General features: G+C 57.8%; 1 protein-coding gene and 1 pseudogene. Both read left to right on the forward strand.

All coding sequences use genetic code 11. The features are described 5' to 3' along the window. Positions 1–1270: pseudogene (locus ACM6IT_RS23160) on the forward strand (hypothetical protein); the annotation flags it as partial. Next, the gene (locus ACM6IT_RS23165) at positions 1251–1862 is read left to right on the forward strand and encodes a hypothetical protein (protein WP_414918758.1); all 612 of its coding nucleotides are present in this window, start codon (positions 1251–1253) and stop codon (positions 1860–1862) included. The pseudogene ACM6IT_RS23160 and the gene ACM6IT_RS23165, both read left to right, overlap by 20 nt. Positions 1863–1912: the final 50 nt, after the last annotated feature.

Below are 1912 nucleotides of genomic sequence, written 5' to 3' on the forward strand. Positions count from 1 at the left end.
TGGCCTGCCGAGCAGCCGCCAGGACGCCAAGGGCCAGCGCATCCGCTACGAATACGACCTGGCGATTCGCCTGACCGCGCTGATCAATGAAAACAACGCGGCGTACCAGTTCGCCTACGATGCGTGCGACCGGTTGATCGAAGAAAAACGCATCGACAACCTGACCCGGCGCTTCAGCTACAACCTCGGCGGACATCTGACCCAGGTCGATGAAACCGGCTACGGCGAACGCGGCGAGCGGCCACAACGCCGCACCGAATTCGAGCGCGACCGCATTGGCCGGTTGCTGGCCAGACTCAATGCCGATGCCCGTCAGGATTATGTGTATGACGACGCTGATCGCCTGCTGTCGATCCAGCGCCTGCCGACCGCGCAGGGTAAGCAACTGGGTGTCAGCGAAGAAACGCTCGAATTCGCCTACGACCTGCTCGGCAGGCTGATCCAGGAGAAGACAGCGCAAGGCGCCTTGTCCTACGAATACGATCCACTGAGCAACCTCACCACGTTGACGCTGCCCACCGGCCAACACCTCAATCACCTGTATTACGGCAGCGGCCACCTGCACCAACTCAACCTCGACGGCCAACTGATCAGCGACATCGAGCGCGACGACCTGCACCGCGAAGTCCTGCGCACCCAAGGCACCCTCACCAGCTGCTTCGGCTACGACGCCCTGGGCCGCAAGAGCTGGCAGTTCGCCTCGCGCCTGCCGGCGGAAAAACTCTCGCGCCTGTACAACCCCGGCATCCAGCCCGACCTGCTGGTCGAGCACGCCTACAACCCGATCCATCGCCGTCACCAATACGACCCGGCCGGCGAACTGACCCGCACCCTCGACAAACTGCGCGGCGAGATCAAGTACGAATACGAAGCCAACGGCCAACTGCACAGCCGCGACACCGGCCAGCTGATCGACAGCGAAGAATTCCGCTACGACGCCGCGGCGAACCGGCTGAACTTCAACACCAGCCAGTTTGACCACGTCAAGGACACCCGCTTCAACGGTGACAGGTCAACTGATCTCCACCTTCCGTCACGGCAAAGGCTTTCTGGTCTTCTTGCTGTTGCTCGCAATCGGCCTGTTCTGTATGGCGGGATTTGTGTTGTACCTGGGTACCCTACTGCCGGTGGCCAGTTCCGGGGCGAATACCAGTCGTGGTTCCAACCCGCAGTTGTTGATCTATTCAGTCAGTGGCCTGCTGGTCGTCATTTCGGCGGTCTTCTTCGGGCTTTATCCGTGGCAGAAGAAGTTGCGCGGAACCCATTATGAGGTTTACGAACACGGCATTGTTGCTGTCAGTGGTAAGCAGCAACAATATACGGCGTTTGCTGATATAGAAGACCTTTACCTGTTCAGTTCAGGGCAAACCGTATTCACTGGCCTGATCACCAACCTGGCGTATCGGCGTAATGAAAGTGAGCCATTTCATCGCGTCATCGGGACGTTGAAAGGCTTTCAGGAATTCCAGCAACTGGTGCGTGAGTTGCATGTTCGCGAGTGTCTGCCGGTTGTGATGAACAAGCTTGAGTCTGACTGCGCAGTGACTTTCAAGTATGTGCCGACCGGGCAGGTCTGGCGCAAGCGAGTCTCGGGGGACTTCCTGAATGTCGTTACACAACCGATTATTGTGACACGCGAGTTTCTGGAAGTTGAAGGACGTAAAGTCCCGGTGTCGACCCTTGCTTCAATTGATTTAAATGCCTGGAGTGAAAAGGTCACTCTAAAAGACGCAGCCGGGAATCAGATGCTGTCAACGCTGTGCACCGGGATCATGAGTCATGACCTGTTTCTCACCACTCTGGATGTGCTGCTGGATGCTCAGCGGGCAAGCAGGGATGAGACTGCCCCTACTCTGGCCTGATGATCTCAGTCCTCCGCCAGGCTGACCATTACAAAAAAACCGGCTGATCA

The sequence above is a fragment of the Pseudomonas sp. IT-P4 genome (genome assembly GCF_949767755.1).
Taxonomy (GTDB): Bacteria; Pseudomonadota; Gammaproteobacteria; order Pseudomonadales; family Pseudomonadaceae; genus Aquipseudomonas; species Aquipseudomonas monachiensis.